Raw genomic sequence first — 17,888 nt, 5'->3', positions numbered from 1 at the left:
CTCCAGCTTCCATTCCGGGACCATCAGGACAGAAATGTGTTAATTTCGGATTAAGATCCGCACGGTTTCAGCCGTTGCCATTTCGGCGCAAGACCGCGAGGAAAAAGCCGTCGGATGCCTCGGGGGGCAGGAATCGGGCAGTGGTCAGCACGTTCCATTCCGGCGCTGACAGGGCAGCGTCCACCACAGCCTGATTTTCCGCATCGAGCAACGAACAGGTCATGTAGACAAGGCGTCCCCCGGGCCTGACAAGTGCTTGTGCCTGCTTGACAATCCGGCGCTGCACCTGCCCAAGTTCCGCCAGTCTCTCCGGGGTCAGCCGCCATTTGGCTTCCGGATCCCGCCGCCATGTACCGGACCCGGAACAGGGCACGTCGCAGAGCACCAGATCATAGGGTTCGCGGTCTTCCGGGCGAGATATTGTCGTCAGCGTCACACCCGCCCGCGCCGCGCGCGCGGGAATATCTGACATTCGGGCGGGAAAGGCGTCATGGACAAGGACCTGCGCATCTGACACCGCCGCGATGGCCAGCGCCTTACCACCGCCTCCGGCACAATAGTCCAGAACCTTGCCCCTCTGCGGCCAGTCCACAGCCGCGCATGCCATTTGAACCGAGAGATCCTGAATCTCGACCAGCCCATCCAGATAGGCGGAGGATTGCCGCAAGCGACGATCGCCATCCGTGACTCTCAAAGCCATCTCAACCTGACAGGCTTCCGTTTTAATTACGTCCTCTAGAAGGCGTTCCTGAGCTTGGTTAACCGAAGCTTTCCGGGCATTGACCCGCAGGTAGAGCGGCGCGCGTGCCTGTAAGGTGCCAACGACATCCGCAGCGTGTGCGCCAAGACTTTCCCGCAGGGGCTGATGCAACCAGTCAGGAACATCGCGCCAGATATCGGGGGACGCATCCGGACCGTGCTGTTCAGCGTCACACAGCGGGACCGGGGCGTGCCCCTCGCCGGTGAAAACCGTCACGGGGTCCACACCCTGTAACCGCAACAGCCCCAGCATCAGCCCGCGCCCATCTACACCGCCAAGCACCTCGCACGCACCCTTGCGGCGCAAGACATCGTAGACATGGTCGCGAACGGCCGCCCGGTCCTTGGACCCGGCATAGCGCGCCCCGCGTGCCCACCCGGTCAGGGCCTTTTCGGCCGGCACGCCGTCCAGCCAGCGATCCAGCACCTCGATCGCGGCGGCAACCCGCGCTGCGGGGGTCACGAAACCACCTCAAGATCAGCGCGCAAAACCATCATCCAAAACGATAATTCGGGCTTTCACGTGTGATCTGGACGTCATGCACATGGCTTTCCTTCAGCCCAGCGCCGGTGATCCGCACGAAGTTGCAGCCCCCCCGCATCTCGTCCACCGTGGCAGATCCGGTATAGCCCATGGCCGCCCGCAGGCCGCCCACCAGCTGATGCACAACCGCGCTGGCGGACCCTTTGTAGGGCACCTGCCCCTCGATCCCCTCGGGCACCAGCTTGTCACTGGCCGCGTCCTTCTGGAAATAGCGATCGGCGGAACCGCGCGCCATGGCGCCGAGCGAGCCCATCCCGCGATAGGATTTGAACGAGCGGCCCTGATAGAGAATGACCTCACCGGGGCTTTCATCGGTGCCCGCGATCATGCTGCCGACCATGGCGCAATTGGCCCCCGCCGCGATGGCCTTGGCGAAATCGCCGGAATACTTGATTCCGCCATCGGCAATGATCGGTGTTCCGGTCTCGGCCGCAGCCTTGGCACAATCCATGATCGCGGTCAGCTGCGGCACGCCCACGCCCGCCACGATCCGCGTGGTACAGATCGAGCCCGGCCCGATCCCGACCTTCACCGCATCCGCGCCCGCGTCGATCAGGGCCCGCGTGGCCTCGCCTGTCGCCACGTTGCCCGCGATGACCTGCACGGTGTTCGACAACCGCTTGGCGCGTCTCACCGCGTCGATCACGCCTTCGGAATGGCCATGCGCGGTATCGACCACGACGATGTCGACACCGGAGTCAATCAGCGCCTCGGTCCGCTCGAACCCGGAATCGCCCACCGATGTCGCCGCCGCGACCCGAAGGCGCCCAAGCTCGTCCTTGCAGGCCGTGGGGTTCAGAACCGCCTGTTCGGTGTCTTTCAGCGTCAGCAGCCCGGTCAGCTTGCCCTGCCCGTCATGGACCAGCAGCTTCTCGATCCGCCGCGCCCGCATCAGGCTCTTGGCTTCTTCCAGATCGGCGGGTTCGGCCAGCATCGCCAGATCGCTCGAGGTCATCATCACATGGACCGGCGTATCGTCCGACGACGCAAATCGCATATCCCGATTGGTCAGGATGCCCACCACGCGACCCTCTGCATCGACCACCGGGAAGCCCGTGAAATTATAACGGTCGATCAAGGCCTTGGCATCGGCCAGCGTCTGATCCACCCGCAACGTCACCGGGTTGTAGACGATCCCGCTTTCAAAGCGCTTGACCCGCCGCACTTCGCGGGCCTGTTCCTCGACATTCAGGTTCTTGTGGATCACCCCCATGCCGCCCGCCTGCGCCATGGCAATCGCCATGCGGCTCTCGGTCACCGTGTCCATGGCAGAGGACAGAAGCGGGATGTTCATCTTGATGGATTGTGTCACCCATGTGCGCGTGTCGGCGGTGCTCGGCAGGACCGAGGATGCACCGGGCACAAGCAGAACGTCGTCGAAGGTAAGCGCCTCGCGAATCTCCATAGGGGCCTCCAAGGCTGGGAGTTACGGTTGGCACGTCCCTATCTCATGGGTTTGGCAAAAGGGAAAGCCCCAATTCCGGTGGCTGGGACGGATTGGCGCGGGGCCTAGCCCCGAAAGCCGGTGGCCACCACGAATTTCTCGGAAGAATCCGACCGGCTGGCCCCTGGTTTCACATTCGCGACCTTGGTGAATTTCTGCTTCAGCATCTGCTGCAAATCGCCCTCTGCGCCGCCGGCCAGAACCTTGGCCACGAAAGTGCCGCCCTCTTCCAGAACGTCGAAGGCAAAATAGGCCGCCGCCTCGCACAGCGCGATGATCCGCAAATGGTCGGTCTGCTTGTGCCCCGAGGCTGACGCCGCCATGTCGCTCATCACCACATCGGCCTTACCGCCAAGCCAGGTCTTCACCTTCTCGTCGGCATCGTCTTCCATGAAATCGAGTTGATGGATCTCACAGCCTGCAATCGGTTCTACCTCCTGCAGGTCGATGCCCAGGATCGTCCCGACCTTCTTGCCGGGCTTTTCGCCCAGGGCATTGACGCGCTTCACCGCCACCTGGCACCAGCCGCCGGGGGCACACCCCAGGTCGACCACGCGCGCACCGGGCACGAGGAAGCGAAACTTGTCATCCAGCTCCAGAATCTTGAAGGCCGCGCGACCACGATAGCCCTCACGCTTGGCGCGTTGCACATATGGATCGTTCAGCTGACGCTCCAGCCAAAGTGTCGAGGACAGTTTCCGCCCCCGCGCGGTCTTCACCTTGACCCGCAAATCGCGCTGCCCGCGCCCGCTCGTGTTCTTTGCCATCGCCGTCGCCTTTCCAACGCCTCCCCATATAAGGCCACAAGCCCCAAAGAAAGCCCCTCCCCCTTTCATCTCGGCAAAAAAACCTCGGGGGTTTGGGGGTGGAACCCCCAAGCGGGCCGACGAGGTCCCCGCGCAAGCGGGGGGTGAGGAGGACCGCACCCGGGTCGACGTCGACAGGCGGCGAAACCGCCCGTGCCTCAGAACGGCCCGTCCTCCAGCACCCCGTCAGAGGACATCTGCGCATAAAGCAGCCCTTCGCGCAGCCCCCGGTCCGCCACGCTCAGCCGGTCCGTGGGCCAGGCGCGCAGCAGCGCCTGCAGGATGGCGGATCCCGACATGATCAGCGAGTGCCGGTCGCGCCCGATCCGCGGGTCGCGGCGGCGACCGGTGGGGCCAAGCGACAGGTAGTCCTGAATGACGGAGTCGATCTGATCCGAGGTCATGCGCAGCCCGTCCACCTTGTTGCGGTCATAGCGGCGCAACCCCAGGTGAGAGGCCGCGACAGTCGTCACCGTGCCGCTGGTCCCGATGATCTGGAAGCCTTCGCGGGCCTGATCGGCGGCATCCACGTAAGGCGAAAACTCCGCAAGCTGTTCCTCGAAATACCAGCTCATCAGCGCAAAGCGCGCGCCATCATCGGTCACATCCCGGTAAAGATCCTTCAGCGTCGCCACACCGAGCGGGATCGAGATCCAGTCCACCACCTTGGCCTTGGGAAAGATCGTTTCGGTATGGTCGAACCCCTGATGCAGCCGCATGATGGCGCGCGGCCGTTCCACGCGTGGAACCCGGCTGAGGTCGATCCAGACCAGTTCGGTCGAGCCGCCGCCGATATCGACGACCAGCAACTGTTCCGTCCGGGTAGACACCAGCGGCGCACAGGCCACCACCGCCAGCCGCGCTTCTTCCTCTGGCTGGATGATCTCCAGGTCGAGCCCGGTTTCACGCTGCACCACCGAAATGAATTCGCCCGCATTGGTGGCCCGACGGCAGGCCTCGGTCGCGACCAGACGCATCCGCTTCACATCGTGGCGTTGCAGCTTCTTCTTGCAGATTTTCAGCGCCGCGACCGTGCGGGCCATGGATTGGCGCGATAGGCGTCCGGACGCCTCCAGCCCCAGCCCCAGCTGGACGGATTTGGAAAAACTGTCGACCACATGCAGCTGGTTGCCCTTGGGCTGCGCGATCAGCATCCGGCAGGAATTTGTGCCCAGATCGAGCGCCGCATAGAGATCGGCGGGATCGGGACGTTGCGCTTGCGGCGGGGCGACGGGCGGCGGCGGGACCGGGGCAATGCGCGCGGTGGCGGGCGGCTGCCCGGCAATGGCATCGTGTTGTTTCGGCTTGCCCCGGCGGGGGCGGCGGCGGCCCATGACCCCTCTCCTTCGCATCGCTTCCCCTCACGCTACCGCGTCGGCTGCAATCGCACAATGGGTCTGCGCCGCTCTGCGCGCTGGCTCATCATCTTCATGAGAATTTAGGGCCTCTCCCGCTCTGGCCGATCAGCCTCATCCCCCCTATTGATCGGACGGCGCGTCGCAGGGGCGCGCTACGAGGTCGAAAACGAGACGGGCGAAGATCCGACCAAGCCCTAGATTGCTGCGAAACACCGCGCAGCCTTATCAGGAAGGAATCACGCCTCATGCCAGCTGTCACCATCGTCTACTGGCGCGACATGCCCGCCCAGGTCATTGTCGGAAAAGGGCGTCGGGGTGCCAAGGCCCCGTTGCCGGAACGGTTCGAGCAGGCCATCGACCGGGCCGCCATGAAAGTGGGCGCCAAGGATGACGATGCCTATCTCTCCGGCTTTCGCAAGGCAGAGCCCTTCGAGGTCGAAGGAGACCCGCAGGAGGTCGCAAATGCTCAAGCCGCCGCCATCGATGCCGAATACGACGCGGACAAGCTGAAGCAGCTCATCGCCAATGACGGCTACGCAGAAGCCCCCGCCGAATGACCAACGCCCCACCATCCTCGTTTTGGGAGAAACTGATGGCCCTGCTCAAATTCCGCTCCTCCGCCGCTGCGACTGCGGCCCCCGCTGGCAACCCCGCCGCGCTTGAGGCCTTCCTGCAGGGCTATTCCATCGAGGTGATGCCGCGCACCGCCGAAAAGGTGGACAATTTCCGCGACCTGCTGCCCGAAGGCACCCGCGTCTATATCGCCCATATCGAGGGCACGCCGATTGCAGACATGGTCGCCACCGCCAAGCGGCTGAAGAGCGAAGGCTTCGACGTCATGCCGCACTTTCCGGCCCGCATCATCAAGGATGCCGCGACGCTGGAAAACTGGATCGCCATGTACCAGGGCGAGGCTGATGTGAAGCAGGCGCTGCTGCTGGCCGGTGGGGTCGAGAAGCCCCATGGCGACTTCCACAGCTCCATGCAGCTGATGGAAACCGGGCTCTTCGACAAGGCGGGCTTCCAACGTCTGCACGTGGCCGGCCACCCCGAGGGCAACCGCGACATCGACCCCAAAGGCGGCGACGAAGTGGTGATGGAAGCCCTGCGCTGGAAACAGGCGTTTTCCGAGCGCACCGATGCCCAGATGGCACTGGCCACCCAGTTCGCGTTCGAGGCCGGTCCCGTCATCGAATGGGCGAACCGACTGTCGGCCGAAGGCATCGAGCTGCCCATTCATATCGGCATCGCCGGTCCGGCCAAGCTGCAGACCCTGATCAAGTTCGCCATCGCCTGCGGTGTTGGCCCCTCGCTTAAGGTTCTGCAAAAGCGCGCCAAGGACGTGACCAAGCTGCTCTTGCCCTTCGAGCCGCATGAGATCCTGAACGAGCTGGCCGCCCACAAGGCCGCCAACCCCGATTTCAACATCGAGAAGGTGCACTTCTTCCCGCTCGGTGGCATCAAGACCAACGCCCAGTGGGCCATCGACAATGGCGGTGCTTCGGGCCGCCCTGCAAACCAGAACTGAGAAAGAGCCCATGACCCGTACTGTTCTCGAATCCAAATCCAAGACCGTCGTCATCGGCTTTGACGAGCCTTTCTGCGTGATCGGCGAGCGCATCAACCCCACCGGCCGCAAGAAACTAGCCGCAGAACTGGAAGCGGGCGATTTCTCGACCGTGGAAAAGGACGCGCTGGAGCAGGTCGCCTGCGGGGCGATGGTGCTCGATGTGAACGCGGGCGTGGTCTACAACTCCAACCCAAACCCGAATGAGACCGAGCCGCCGCTGATGCGCCAGATGATCGAACTGGTGCAGGGGCTGGTCGACGTGCCGCTCTGCATCGACAGCTCGGTGCCCGGCGCGCTGGAGGCAGGTCTTGCCGCCGCCGAGGGCCGTCCGCTGCTGAACTCCGTCACCGGCGAGGAAGACCGGCTGGAACTGGTTCTGCCGCTGGTCAAGAAATACAACGTGCCGGTCGTGGCGATCTCGAACGATGACACCGGCATTTCGGAAGACCCCGATGTGCGCTTCGACGTGGCCAAGAAGATCGTGGAACGCGCCGCCGATTTCGGCATTCCCGCCCATGACATCGTGGTCGACCCGCTCGTGATGCCCGTGGGTGCCATGGCGACCGCCGGTCAGCAAGTCTTTGCCCTGGTGCGCCGTCTGCGCGAAGAACTGGGCGTGAACACCACTTGCGGGGCGTCGAACATCAGCTTCGGACTGCCCAACCGCCACGGCATCAACGCGGCTTTCCTGCCGATGGCCATCGGCGCGGGCATGACCAGCGCCATCATGAACCCGGTGCGCCCGGTCGAGATGGAGGCGATCAACGCCGCCAACTTCCTCATGAACCACGACCCCAATGGCGGCAAGTGGATCAACTTCGCCAAGGTGCTGGACGCCACCAAGGAAGGAACACCATTCCCCGAGGCCGCAGCCGCTGCAATGGCAGCTGGCGGAGGCCGTGGGGGACGCCGCGGCGGACGTCGCCGCGCTTAATCGCCTGTTAACCTGAATCGGGCGAAGGTGGCTGCATGAGCTATCTTCGCCCGATTCACCGCAACGATATCTGGTTCGACCAAGTCTTCTCGGCGAAAGCCGTTACCAAAGGCGGCGTGATCCGACGCAGCAAAGCGGATGTGGATCGCAAGGTCGGACGGGACAGGTTGGAACTTGAGGTCCGCAAACGCGGGTTTCACCTGGTTGAGGCAGGAAGTCAGTTCCTGATCATCTGCGATCGGGGAGACATCCGTATCGTTTGCTGAGAAAAATCTTCCAGAAGATTTTTTAGAATGGATTCGAAGAATTTTCGGGAAAATTCTTCATGTGAAACCGCGAAGATTTTTCCGGAAAAATCTTCTTTTCCCGAACCAAACCCCCTAGGTACAGTCTGCACCCCAAAGACCAGGCTTTCAGCATGCCCGCGCGACCAGAGACCGACACCACGCCGCCGTCCTGGGGCGAATCACTTCCAAGACTCGCTGTCAAACTCGTCGTTCTCATCGCCATCGTGATTCTGTCCCATTACGCGATCGACTTCGCTCTCTCCTGGGCCGAATCCCTGCCGGCCCATTCGGAGGCCCGTGCCGAGCGGCTGATTCTGCTGGCCATTTTCGTGGCCTATGCCCTGCTCATCGCCCTGCCCTTCGTGCCGGGGATCGAGATTGCCATCGCGCTCCTGGTTCTGCGCGGACCGGAATTCGCCCTGCCCATTTATCTCGCTACTCTAGGAGGGCTGAGCCTGGCATTCCTTGCCGGGCGCCTCGTGCCAATCCGCTCTCTGAAACGGTTCTTCCTCGACCTGCACATTGTGAGAGCCGCCGCGCTTGTTGATCGCCTTGGCCCGATGGGCCCTGCGCAGCGGGTGCGAGAGTTGCAACGCTCCCTGCCCCGCAAACATGCGCGCATTGCCTTACGCTACCGCTATGTCGGACTAGCGCTTCTGATCAACATGCCGGGATCGGGCCTCATTGGCGGCGGCGGCGGGATCTGCCTGATGGCCGGAATGAGCGGCGTCTTTTCCCCGCGCGCAACCTTACCCACTCTCGCGCTTGCGGTCATGCCATTCCCGGTTCTGATGTGGGTGGCCGGCACCAACGGGCTAATGCCCTGGCTGCCTGCCTGAGACGAAATCCACACGCATGCCGCAACCCGGCCTGATTTTGACGTTTCGCTCCTTTCCCTTGGCTGCGGGCAGGTTAAAACATCCGCAAAGGAAAGGCGCGCGCATGTCTGATACTCCTCTCGTGATCTTCACCCCCTCTGGCAAACGGGGACGGTTTCCCGTTGGCACCCCCATTCTGACCGCAGCCCGCAAACTGGGCGTGGACCTCGATTCCGTATGTGGCGGGCGGGGGATCTGTTCGAAATGCCAGATCTCGCCCTCTTACGGCGATTTCCCCAAACATGGCGTCACCGTGAGCGAAGACGCGCTGTCGGAATGGAACGCGGTCGAGGCCCGCTATGACCGGGTCCGGGGTCTCAAGACGGGGCGTCGCCTTGGCTGCCAGGCGACTGTTCAGGGCGATGTCGTTATTGACGTTCCGGCAGAAAGCCAGGTCCACCGCCAGGTGGTGCGCAAGGCGGCATCGGACCGGCCGATCACCATGGATCCCGCCACGCGGCTGGTCTTTGTCGAGGTCGAGGAACCCGACATGCACGAACCCTCGGGCGATTTCGAGCGGCTCTGCAAGGCGCTGAAGGACCAGTGGCAGATCGAGAACGTCTCCGCCGGGATGGCGCTGATGACCAAGCTGCAACCGGTGCTGCGAAAGGGTAAATGGCAGGTCACCGTGGCACTGCATCAGGCGCAGGGCGTGGACGGGTTCCGCATTCTCGACATCTGGCCGGGCCTGCATGAGGGCGGAATCTATGGTCTCGCCATCGACCTTGGCTCGACCACCATCGCCGCGCATCTGTGCGACCTTTCCGACGGGCGCGTTCTGGCCTCCTCCGGTCTCATGAACCCGCAGATTCGGTTCGGCGAAGACCTGATGAGCCGCGTCAGCTACGCCATGATGAATCCCGGCGGCGACGTCGAAATGACCAATGCGGTGCGAGAGGCGATCAATACGTTGGCCGGTGAAATCGCGGCCGAAGGCGGGATCGACCCTACGCTCATCATGGAAACCGTCTTCGTCTGCAACCCGGTGATGCACCATCTTCTATTGGGGATCGACCCGGTGGAACTGGGACAGGCCCCTTTTGCGCTGGCGACCTCCTCGTCGATTTCTCTTCCCGCCCGCGATCTGGACCTGACGGCGCTGAATACCGAGGCGCAGGTCTATGTCCTGCCCTGCATCGCGGGCCATGTGGGGGCCGATGCCGCCGCCGTGGCCCTGTCGGAGGAACCCAACACATCCGAAGACCTCGTGCTTGTCGTCGATGTGGGCACCAATGCGGAAATCCTTCTGGGCAACAAGAACAAGGTTCTGGCTTGCTCCTCCCCCACCGGTCCCGCCTTCGAGGGCGCGCAGATCAGCTCGGGCCAGCGCGCCGCGCCGGGTGCGATCGAACGGCTGGAGATCGACCCCGTCACCAAGGAGCCGCGCTTCCGCATCATCGGATGTGAGCTTTGGTCGGATGACCCCGGTTTCGCAGAGGCGAGCGCTGCGACGGGTGTCACCGGGATCTGCGGCTCTGGCATTATCGAGGCCGTCGCCGAGATGCGTCTTGCGGGCATTCTCGACGCCTCCGGCCTCATCGGGTCGGCCGAGCAGGTCGGTACCCCGCGCTGTGAGCCGGAAGGTCGGACCCATGTCTACCTGATCCATGATGGCAGCGCCGAGGGCGGGCCGCGCATTACCGTGACCCAAGGCGACATCCGCGCGATCCAGCTGGCGAAATCGGCGCTTTTTGCGGGCGCGAAGCTGTTGATGGATGAGATGGGCGTCGAGACTGTCGACCGGGTGACTTTGGCGGGGGCCTTCGGGGCCCATATCAGCCCCAAACACGCGATGGTGCTTGGCATGATCCCCGATGCGCCGCTGGACAACGTCACCAGCGCGGGCAACGCCGCGGGTCATGGCGCGCGGATTGCGCTCTGCTCGCGGGACGCGCGGGGGCGGATCGAAACCGTGGTGCGCCAGATCCACAAGATCGAAACGGCGGTAGAACCAAAGTTCCAGGAGCATTTCGTGAATGCCTCGGCCATTCCGAACTCCGTCGAGCCCTTCCCGATCCTCAACAGCGTCGTGGACCTGCCCAAGGTGCATTACGGCGCTGCCGGGGCCGAGGGTGGAGACGGTGGTGGACGCCGCAGGCGACGCCGGGGGTGAACCCTGCTAGCTTGGGCGGGATCCAGAACCCGGAGACCGCCCATGCCGCTTTTCCCCAGCCTTCCCAGCCCGGCCCGTCTGGGTGACCTGCTAACCCGCCATCCGGCCCATGCGGGGCCGCTTTTGATGCATGTGGATGGCGTCATGAAAGCGGGCGCGCCCTTGTCACAAGCGGAATGCGAGTTGATCGCGGCCTATGTCTCGGGCCTCAACGCCTGCGCCTTCTGCCATGGATCGCACCAGATCTATGCCGAGGCGCTTGGCATCGAACCGGGCCTCATCGACGCGCTGTTAGTCGACCCCGACACCGCACCTGTTGACCCGAAACTGCGCCCTCTGCTGGCCTATGTGGCCAAGCTGAACAGCCTGCCAAGCCGCCTCACGCCCGCTGATGTGGCGGCTGTGACGGATGCGGGCTGGTCGGAAGATGCGCTCTACCATGCGGTACAGGTCTGCGCGCTGTTCAACCTGTTCAACCGGCTGGTGGAAGGTGCCGGGGTGGATTTCGCCTACGGAGAGGCCGACGCCCTGACACCGGCCGACCGCAGCGCCGACTACAGGGGCTTTGCCGAACGGCTCGGGATGCTGGACTAGGGTTATCCCGACTTGCAAATGTTCGAGGCCGCGTCACACTGATCGCATGTTCCAGTTACGAGGCCCGACGTCATGAAAGCCCGCAAGATCGTTATCTGCTTTGACGGGACCGGCAATGAAGTCGGCGACTATCAGACGAACATCATCAAGCTTTACAACGCCTTACGTAATGATGACGATCAGATCACCCATTACGTTCCGGGGGTCGGCACCTTTGACGAACCGCGCCTGTTCGACTGGAAATGGCGGCAGAAGGCGCGGTCCGTGGCGGGGCTCGCCTTCGGTCTGGGGCTGGAGGATGACGTGCTCGACGCCTATCGCTTCCTCTGCCGGACCTACAAAAGCACCGCGCAGAAGAACCGGGACTGGAGCTTTGAGCAGGGCCTGAAAAAGCAGCTTGGGGTGCCCGGCAAGGCAACCCGCCCCGAGGCGCAGAAGGACCTGATCTACATCTTCGGATTCTCCCGCGGGGCCTATGCGGCGCGGATTCTGGCAGGGTTCATCCATAATTTCGGACTCATTGAACCTGACAAGCTGCACCTGGTGACAGGCGCCTTCCGCGCCTATCGTGCCGTCACGGATCATGAGCGCGACCAGCCCCATTCCGTCACCTTCCGCCAGCTGCGCCGCTACGAGGACACGCTGAAACCCGATCAAAGCGTGCCCATTCGGGCGCTCTGCCTCTTCGATACGGTCAGTTCCATGGTGAGCTTCGAACGACCCTTGCACTCGCTGGTGACGAATTACAGCCCCATGGAGCTGCGGGTGCACGCCAATGTGCTGTCCAACCCCTCCGTCCGCATCGTGCTGCATGCGCTGGCGGTGGATGAACGCCGCTCGATGTTCCGCCCGCTGCTGTGGGACCAACGGGAGCCCTATTTCGGCAACCGCTTCCGCCATGACAGCATGAAGCGCCGGCAATATGTGCGCCAGAGGTGGTTTCCCGGCTATCATTCCGATATCGGCGGCAGCCCAAGGGAACGGGAGTCCGGCATCGGCAAACTGACGCTTCTGTGGATGCTGGATGAACTGGAACGCCAGGAGATCGCCGCCGACCGCGAAGACCGCGCAAAGGCGCCGCCCGATCCGGCGCGCAGCCTGCCCCTGCCGCCGCCGGGGCTGAAGCTGAACCCCAAGCGCCGCAAGGTCCATTTCGAAGGCACAAGCCGCAAGGCCCGGTCGCTCGACGGCACCCCCTATGCGAGGCCCGACGCGATGGCCGAGATCCATGACAGCATGTCTGTCTGGTGGTCTCCGCTTGAAATCCTGCCCAAATCCATCAAGCGCCGCCGCTGGCCGGGCCGCCTGCCGGTGCTGTGGAAATGGTATCTGCCGCTGGAGGAACCGCGCTTCATCCCCGAAGATCACGAGATCGACGGAAGCGTCACAGACCGCATGGCCCGCTGGCCCTTCTACCGCCCGCAAAATCTGCGTGGGAAATGACCCGACGGGCCTTGACTGTCCTCGGGCCCCGGATTACCTCCACCCTCCAGAGCGCGGGTATGGTGAAATGGTATCATGCGAGCTTCCCAAGCTTAAGGTGCGGGTTCGATTCCCGCTACCCGCTCCAAAATCCCTCCAAAATACAGAATTAATAAATACTTAGCGTCTTAGATTCCGAATCTGTTACGCTATCCACCAGCGGAGAACGCGGGTTTGGTTGTGGTTAGGCGTCCTCCAACCAGAGACACAGTCGGGTTGCGTCTCGCGCCACCAGTCGCAATAGTCCATCCAGCATTTGATTTGAGGGTATTTCGTTGAATCCAGACGACGAGCCGACATGGAGAGACATCGGTGGAGCGTTCCTCGTTTTGCTTCTCATTACAGGTGCATTGTTCGGTGACGCTGGCGGTGACGGATCGTTCCACTCAGGCTTCGCTTGGTGGGGCAAAGCACTTACGTGGCTACTGCTTGGATTGTCCTGGATTGGGTGCATTACCATGTTTGTTTCAAAGCCAGCTCTCGCCGCAAAAAGAGCGTGGGATCGCATTGCCCCGCAGACAGAAGAAAGAAGTTCAGTAGGAAACACTCGCCGCCGAGGTAACACGTGGCGCGGAAACAATTCGCCTTGGAACAGAGGCGAGCGAGGTGATCTTCCTTACCACGGCAGGGGCGGCGAAGTTCGCAGAGTAGACCAAGACACCATCTATCTTTGGCAAGTTCGGAACACGGATCTCTACAAAGTCGGCATCACCTCTGAACGCAGAGGAGTAAAGCGCATAGAAGAGGTAGCCAAGCGCGCGAGGGTTGATGCAGACATCTTGTGCATCCGCACCATCGGGCCAGAGGTGCGTGAGTTAGAGAAACGACTTCAGTCAATCGGCAGTCTCGTCGATGTTGGCGAAGTTGACGGCCGAACTGAGTTTAGACGACTTAGTGATAGGCAGGTGCAGCGCGTCATCGGAGAAATCGAAAGGGCGTAGCGTTATTCACTTTCGAAGCGACCACAGGGGCAAACTGGTTAAACTGCCCCCGCGGGGTCCGCGCCAGGGAGCATAGCTATCGGTTCAGATTACTTGCTATCGCTTCTGCCTGCCCAAAAACCTTCAGGATACTATGATGGGTATTCGCCAAGGCGAGGTGAGGATTGACCCGCTCCCAAGAAAGCGCCCAATCGGGCGCTTTCATTTTCATTTGGTTGGTCAGCTCGGCCTGTTTCCCTTTACATAGCTAACCAGACCGAGCGTCGAGCCATCCTTGCCCGCCCCGTTGGACGCGCCCGTCAGCACCGGTTCCAGCGCCTTGGCCAGTTCCTTGCCAAGTTCCACGCCCCATTGGTCGTAACTGTTGATACCCAAGATCACGCCCTCGACAAAGACCCGGTGTTCGTAAAGCGCGATGATCTGGCCCAGAACGAAGGGGGTGAGCCGCGGGTAGATGAGTGTCGTCGACGGACGGTTACCCGGGAAGACGCGGTGGCGGGCCTGTCTGTCCAGTTCGGCCCCGGTCAGGCCCTTGGCGGCCATGATCACGGTCGCCTCCTCCAAAGACCGCCCCCGCATCAGCGCCTCGGATTGGGCCAGGCAATTGGCGACCAGCAGCCGGTGGTGATGGGCCAGATCGGGCTCATGCCCCTCTGCCGCCACGATAAATTCGCACGGCACGACACGTGTGCCCTGGTGGATCAGCTGGTAAAAGGCGTGCTGGCCGTTGGTGCCCGGTTCGCCCCAGACGATAGGGCCGGAGTTCATCTGCAAATCAGCGCCGTCCATCGAGACACGCTTGCCGTTTGATTCCATCTCCAGCTGTTGAAGATAGGCAGGCAGCCGCAATAGCCGCTGATCATAGGGCAGCACGGCGCGGGTGGCGTGGCCCTGCACCTGATTGTGCCAGATGCCCACAAGCGCCAGCAGAACGGGCAGGTTGTCGGCAAGGTCCGCCTGCCGGAAATGGCTGTCCATCGCATGGCCACCGGCAAGGAAATCGCCGAACGCCTCCGGTCCCACGGCCAGCATCATGCCAAGGCCAATCGGCCCCCACATGGAATAGCGCCCGCCAACCCAATCCTCGAACCCGAAGACACGCTCGGGCGCAATGCCGAAGGCTGCGGTCAGATCGGCGGCGGTGGACAGGGCCACGAACTGATCGGCCGGGGTCTCGACCGCCTTCGCCATCCAGTCCCGCGCGGTTTCGGCGTTGGTCATGGTTTCGATGGTGGTGAAGGTCTTGGAGGCCACGATGACCAGCGTGCGGGCGGGGTCGAGCCCCTTCAGCGTGTCATGGATATGCGCGCCATCAACGTTCGAGACATAGTGGATGCGCGGCCCGTCGTGGTAGGGGGCCAACGCCAAAGTGCCCATGACGGGGCCGAGGTCCGACCCGCCAATGCCGATATTGACCACATCTGTATAGGGACCACCCTGCCCGGCAATCTCTCCCGACCGCACGGCATCGGCAAAAGCCGCCATCCGCGCGCGGGTGTCCAGCACACCCGGCATCACGTTCTGCCCATCCAGCTCGACAACACCGCCGGGTGCGCGCAGCGCAGTGTGCAGAACGGCGCGGCCCTCGGTTTCGTTGATTTTCTCACCGGAAAACATCGCCTCGCGCCGGTCTTCGACCTTTGCCTGCCGCGCCAGTTCCACCAGCAGCGACAGCGCACCGGCGTCGATCGTGGTCTTGGAGAAGTCGAAGAGCATGCCATCCGACGCCCGGCTATAGCTCTCGAACCGTGCGGGATCGGCAGCGAAGAGATCCGCGATGGTCCGCCCCGACTTGGCCGCGTTATGCGCTTTCAGATCGTCCCAGATCGACATGGGCGACTTCCTTCCTGACATTATATCAATAAGTTACAAAGCGTTCTTAAGGTGCCCAATGCACCGTCGCGCCACTCAGGACGGCGCGCACAGGGGCTTCTTCCACCGGCAAGACCTGCGCCTTTTCCAAAGCTGCGCGCTTTTCGTCGCCGGTGATCACGATATGGGTCGAGACAGCCGCCTTCAGCACCCGCGCCGACAACGTGACCCGCGCCTCGGGCGCGCCACCGCCGCGCATGGGCACCAACACCGGCGCATGATCGTCCAGCGCATCGGCCAGACGGTCCGCCCCGGGAAAGAGCGAGGCCGTGTGCATATCCGCCCCCATGCCGAGCAGCAGCAGGGTAATGGGAAGATGTGGCTCCAGCCCCTTCGCCAATTCGTCCACGTAATCCTCTGGCGTGTGGGCCGCGGCATAGAGCGGCACGAAATTCGCCCGTCGCGCTTTCGAGATCAGAAGCCGCTCCATGATCAGTTTGGTGTTCGAGCGTGGGTTGTCCGAGGGCACCCATCTCTCGTCGGACAGGAACACCGTCACCCGGTCCCAATCCAGCGCCTGTTCGCTGAGAACGTCAAAGACTGGCCCCGGCGTACTGCCGCCAGGAACGCAGAAGCTGACCCGGTCATCGCGGCGAAGATGGTCGGCCAGTTCGCTGGCCAGCGTATCGGCGAGGTCCAGCATCATCATGTCGCTGTCGGGGTATTCGATCAGGTTCATGCGGAAATCTCCCTCCATCGGCGGCCATCGCGGTAGAGCAGGATAAGCGCATCCTCCGGCCCTGCCGATCCGGCGTCATAGGGCAAGGGTACATCTTCGCGACCCGTCCATCCAGCGATGATCGGATCGGTCCAGGCCCAGGCGGCCTCGACCTCGTCGCCGCGCATGAACAGCGTCTGGTTGCCCCGGATCACATCCATGATCAGCCGTTCATAAGCGTCGGGCACATCGGCGGCTTCCGGCCCAAGCGCCTCGGCAAAGGTCATGTCCATGGGCACCTCGACCAGACGCATCCCGCCCGGCCCCGGTTCCTTGATGGTCATGCGCAGGTCGATGCCTTCATCCGGTTGCAGGCGGATGGTCAGGATGTTGCAGCGCGGATCGGCGGCCTCGGTGAAGATGTTGTGGGGCGGTTCCTTGAAATGCACCACGATCTCGGACATGCGCGCGGTCATCCGCTTGCCGGTGCGCAGGTAGAAGGGCGTGCCGTTCCAACGCCAGTTGGAGATATGGACCTTCATGGCGACGAAGCTTTCGGTCAGGCTGTCGCCATTTTCCGCGTCATCACGGTAGCTGGCCCCGTCCCGGCCCGCCTTGTACTGGCCGCGCACGATGTCCGATTGATCCACCGGATCGAGCGCGCGGATCACCTTGAGCTTTTCGTCGCGCACCGCATTGGGTTCGAAATGGGCAGGCGGTTCCATCGCCGTCAGACACAGAAGCTGCATCAGGTGGTTCTGCACCATGTCCCGCATCGCGCCCGATTTGTCATAGTAGGATCCACGCCCGCCGACACCAACGGTTTCGGCCACGGTAATCTGCACATGGTCCACGTATTGGGCGTTCCAGAGCGGCTCGAACAGCATATTGGCAAAGCGCACCGCCATCAGGTTCTGCACGGTTTCCTTGCCTAGATAATGGTCGATCCGGTAGATTTGCGCCTCGTCGAAATGGGCGGCGAGTGTGGCATTCAGCGCCTTGGCGGTTTCCAGATCGCGGCCGAAGGGCTTTTCCACCACGATCCGCGCGTCGTCGCGGGCGATGCCGTTTTCCTTGAGCCGTTCGGCAATGGGGCCGAAGAGGCTTGGGGCGACAGAGAAATAGAAGGCCTGTACCACGCCCTCGCGCATCTGGGCCTTGAGGTCCGACCAGCCGCCGGTGCCCATGGCATCAATCGGCACATAGGTCAGGCAATCGAGGAAGGCGTCGATGGTTTCGGGGACCCGCTTGCGATCCGAGACGAATTCTTCGATCGCCTCGCGCACGAAGGCCCGCCAGGCATCGCTGTCCTGATCGGTGCGGGCGGCGCCAATGATGCGGGCACCTGCTGGCATCTGTTCGGCCCAGAAGCGGCGGTAGAGTCCCGGCAGGATCTTGCGCCGGGCCAGATCGCCGGTGCCGCCGAAGATCACCAGATCGAATTCCTCCACCGGAATGACACGCGCAACCATGGAAACCATCCTTCAGGCTTGGGGCGGCAGCCGGGCCGCACTGGAAAATGTTAGCGCTATCAGGCGCTGTCATGCAGGCTCTACACCGATAATTCTTTCACGTCCAGCCTTTCACGGAAAGATCACAATGGTGTTGATATGCGCCCGAGTGGTTTTCTTTTTCCCCCGAACGCCTT

At 62.7% G+C, this 17,888-nt stretch carries 15 protein-coding genes and 1 tRNA gene; 9 read left to right on the top strand and 7 right to left on the bottom strand.

The features are described 5' to 3' along the window. Positions 1 to 67: 67 nt before the first annotated feature. The 4 genes from ACOOEX_RS08025 to ACOOEX_RS08010 form a co-directional block, all read right to left on the bottom strand. A complete protein-coding gene (locus ACOOEX_RS08025) occupies positions 68 to 1,222 on the bottom strand; it encodes an RsmB/NOP family class I SAM-dependent RNA methyltransferase (RefSeq protein WP_420397913.1) in 1,155 nt (384 codons plus the stop codon). 31 nt (positions 1,223 to 1,253) lie between these two features. Next, positions 1,254 to 2,708 carry an IMP dehydrogenase gene (gene guaB, locus ACOOEX_RS08020; RefSeq protein ID WP_420397912.1) on the bottom strand — a complete coding sequence of 485 codons (1,455 nt, stop codon included), beginning with the start codon at positions 2,706 to 2,708 and terminating at the stop codon, positions 1,254 to 1,256. Positions 2,709 to 2,812: 104 nt separating this feature from the next. Beyond that, a complete protein-coding gene (locus ACOOEX_RS08015; protein WP_071690422.1) occupies positions 2,813 to 3,514 on the bottom strand; it encodes an RlmE family RNA methyltransferase in 702 nt (233 codons plus the stop codon). Positions 3,515 to 3,711: 197 nt separating this feature from the next. Then, positions 3,712 to 4,887, bottom strand: coding sequence for a Ppx/GppA phosphatase family protein (locus ACOOEX_RS08010; protein ID WP_420397911.1), 1,176 nt, complete (start codon positions 4,885 to 4,887; stop codon positions 3,712 to 3,714). 269 nt (positions 4,888 to 5,156) lie between these two features. Here ACOOEX_RS08010 and ACOOEX_RS08005 point away from each other — a divergent pair, with 269 nt between their 5' ends. From ACOOEX_RS08005 to ACOOEX_RS07965, 9 genes are all read left to right on the top strand, one after another. Then, complete coding sequence (locus tag ACOOEX_RS08005) at positions 5,157 to 5,468, top strand: virulence factor (protein ID WP_071690419.1); 312 nt, start codon at positions 5,157 to 5,159, stop codon at positions 5,466 to 5,468. 35 nt (positions 5,469 to 5,503) lie between these two features. Continuing rightward, the gene (locus ACOOEX_RS08000; RefSeq protein WP_420397910.1) at positions 5,504 to 6,439 is read left to right on the top strand and encodes a methylenetetrahydrofolate reductase; all 936 of its coding nucleotides are present in this window, start codon (positions 5,504 to 5,506) and stop codon (positions 6,437 to 6,439) included. 10 nt (positions 6,440 to 6,449) lie between these two features. Continuing rightward, positions 6,450 to 7,415, top strand: a complete 966-nt coding sequence (locus tag ACOOEX_RS07995; protein WP_071690418.1) for a methyltetrahydrofolate cobalamin methyltransferase — start codon at positions 6,450 to 6,452, stop codon at positions 7,413 to 7,415. Positions 7,416 to 7,450: 35 nt separating this feature from the next. Then, entirely contained in the window at positions 7,451 to 7,681 is a 231-nt protein-coding gene (locus tag ACOOEX_RS07990; RefSeq protein WP_071690417.1) for an N-(5'-phosphoribosyl)anthranilate isomerase, read from the top strand. A gap of 152 nt (positions 7,682 to 7,833) precedes the next feature. Further along, positions 7,834 to 8,541, top strand: a complete 708-nt coding sequence (locus tag ACOOEX_RS07985) for a hypothetical protein (RefSeq protein WP_420397909.1) — start codon at positions 7,834 to 7,836, stop codon at positions 8,539 to 8,541. A gap of 103 nt (positions 8,542 to 8,644) precedes the next feature. Further along, positions 8,645 to 10,693 carry an ASKHA domain-containing protein gene (locus ACOOEX_RS07980; RefSeq protein ID WP_420397908.1) on the top strand — a complete coding sequence of 683 codons (2,049 nt, stop codon included), beginning with the start codon at positions 8,645 to 8,647 and terminating at the stop codon, positions 10,691 to 10,693. A 42-nt stretch (positions 10,694 to 10,735) separates the two neighbouring features. Further along, positions 10,736 to 11,287: a carboxymuconolactone decarboxylase family protein gene (locus tag ACOOEX_RS07975; RefSeq protein WP_420397907.1), complete on the top strand. Its 552-nt coding sequence runs from the start codon at positions 10,736 to 10,738 to the stop codon at positions 11,285 to 11,287. Positions 11,288 to 11,359: 72 nt separating this feature from the next. Continuing rightward, the gene (locus ACOOEX_RS07970; RefSeq protein WP_420397906.1) at positions 11,360 to 12,730 is read left to right on the top strand and encodes a T6SS phospholipase effector Tle1-like catalytic domain-containing protein; all 1,371 of its coding nucleotides are present in this window, start codon (positions 11,360 to 11,362) and stop codon (positions 12,728 to 12,730) included. A gap of 53 nt (positions 12,731 to 12,783) precedes the next feature. Further along, positions 12,784 to 12,857, top strand: a tRNA-Gly gene (locus ACOOEX_RS07965). 1,072 nt (positions 12,858 to 13,929) lie between these two features. Here ACOOEX_RS07965 and pgi read toward each other — a convergent pair. Genes pgi through zwf form a run of 3 tightly spaced genes read right to left on the bottom strand, consistent with a single transcriptional unit; the run spans position 13,930 to position 17,712 of the window. Then, the gene (pgi, locus tag ACOOEX_RS07960; protein ID WP_420397905.1) at positions 13,930 to 15,543 is read right to left on the bottom strand and encodes a glucose-6-phosphate isomerase; all 1,614 of its coding nucleotides are present in this window, start codon (positions 15,541 to 15,543) and stop codon (positions 13,930 to 13,932) included. Between the two features lie 46 nt (positions 15,544 to 15,589). Then, positions 15,590 to 16,261, bottom strand: a complete 672-nt coding sequence (gene pgl / locus ACOOEX_RS07955) for a 6-phosphogluconolactonase (RefSeq protein WP_420397904.1) — start codon at positions 16,259 to 16,261, stop codon at positions 15,590 to 15,592. Beyond that, entirely contained in the window at positions 16,258 to 17,712 is a 1,455-nt protein-coding gene (gene zwf, locus ACOOEX_RS07950; protein WP_420397903.1) for a glucose-6-phosphate dehydrogenase, read from the bottom strand. The genes pgl and zwf overlap by 4 nt, the downstream gene beginning before the upstream one ends. Positions 17,713 to 17,888: the final 176 nt, after the last annotated feature.

Origin of the sequence: Nioella sp., from assembly GCF_965215655.1 — a bacterium.
Taxonomy (GTDB): domain Bacteria; phylum Pseudomonadota; class Alphaproteobacteria; order Rhodobacterales; family Rhodobacteraceae; genus Nioella.
Note: the sequence above shows the minus strand (reverse complement) of the source record. Positions and strands in the feature narration are given on the sequence as shown.

Bases quoted from the DNA above. Each gene is read 5' to 3' on its own strand.
- pgl (WP_420397904.1), bottom strand. From the start codon at position 16,261: ATGAACCTGATCGAATACCCCGACAGCGACATGATGATGCTGGACCTC.
- ACOOEX_RS07975 (WP_420397907.1), top strand. From the start codon at position 10,736: ATGCCGCTTTTCCCCAGCCTTCCCAGCCCGGCCCGTCTGGGTGACCTG.
- ACOOEX_RS07985 (WP_420397909.1), top strand. From the start codon at position 7,834: ATGCCCGCGCGACCAGAGACCGACACCACGCCGCCGTCCTGGGGCGAA.
- ACOOEX_RS07980 (WP_420397908.1), top strand. From the start codon at position 8,645: ATGTCTGATACTCCTCTCGTGATCTTCACCCCCTCTGGCAAACGGGGA.
- zwf (WP_420397903.1), bottom strand. From the start codon at position 17,712: ATGGTTGCGCGTGTCATTCCGGTGGAGGAATTCGATCTGGTGATCTTC.
- ACOOEX_RS08015 (WP_071690422.1), bottom strand. From the start codon at position 3,514: ATGGCAAAGAACACGAGCGGGCGCGGGCAGCGCGATTTGCGGGTCAAG.
- pgi (WP_420397905.1), bottom strand. From the start codon at position 15,543: ATGTCGATCTGGGACGATCTGAAAGCGCATAACGCGGCCAAGTCGGGG.
- ACOOEX_RS07995 (WP_071690418.1), top strand. From the start codon at position 6,450: ATGACCCGTACTGTTCTCGAATCCAAATCCAAGACCGTCGTCATCGGC.
- ACOOEX_RS08000 (WP_420397910.1), top strand. From the start codon at position 5,504: ATGGCCCTGCTCAAATTCCGCTCCTCCGCCGCTGCGACTGCGGCCCCC.
- guaB (WP_420397912.1), bottom strand. From the start codon at position 2,708: ATGGAGATTCGCGAGGCGCTTACCTTCGACGACGTTCTGCTTGTGCCC.
- ACOOEX_RS07970 (WP_420397906.1), top strand. From the start codon at position 11,360: ATGAAAGCCCGCAAGATCGTTATCTGCTTTGACGGGACCGGCAATGAA.
- ACOOEX_RS08005 (WP_071690419.1), top strand. From the start codon at position 5,157: ATGCCAGCTGTCACCATCGTCTACTGGCGCGACATGCCCGCCCAGGTC.
- ACOOEX_RS08010 (WP_420397911.1), bottom strand. From the start codon at position 4,887: ATGGGCCGCCGCCGCCCCCGCCGGGGCAAGCCGAAACAACACGATGCC.
- ACOOEX_RS07990 (WP_071690417.1), top strand. From the start codon at position 7,451: ATGAGCTATCTTCGCCCGATTCACCGCAACGATATCTGGTTCGACCAA.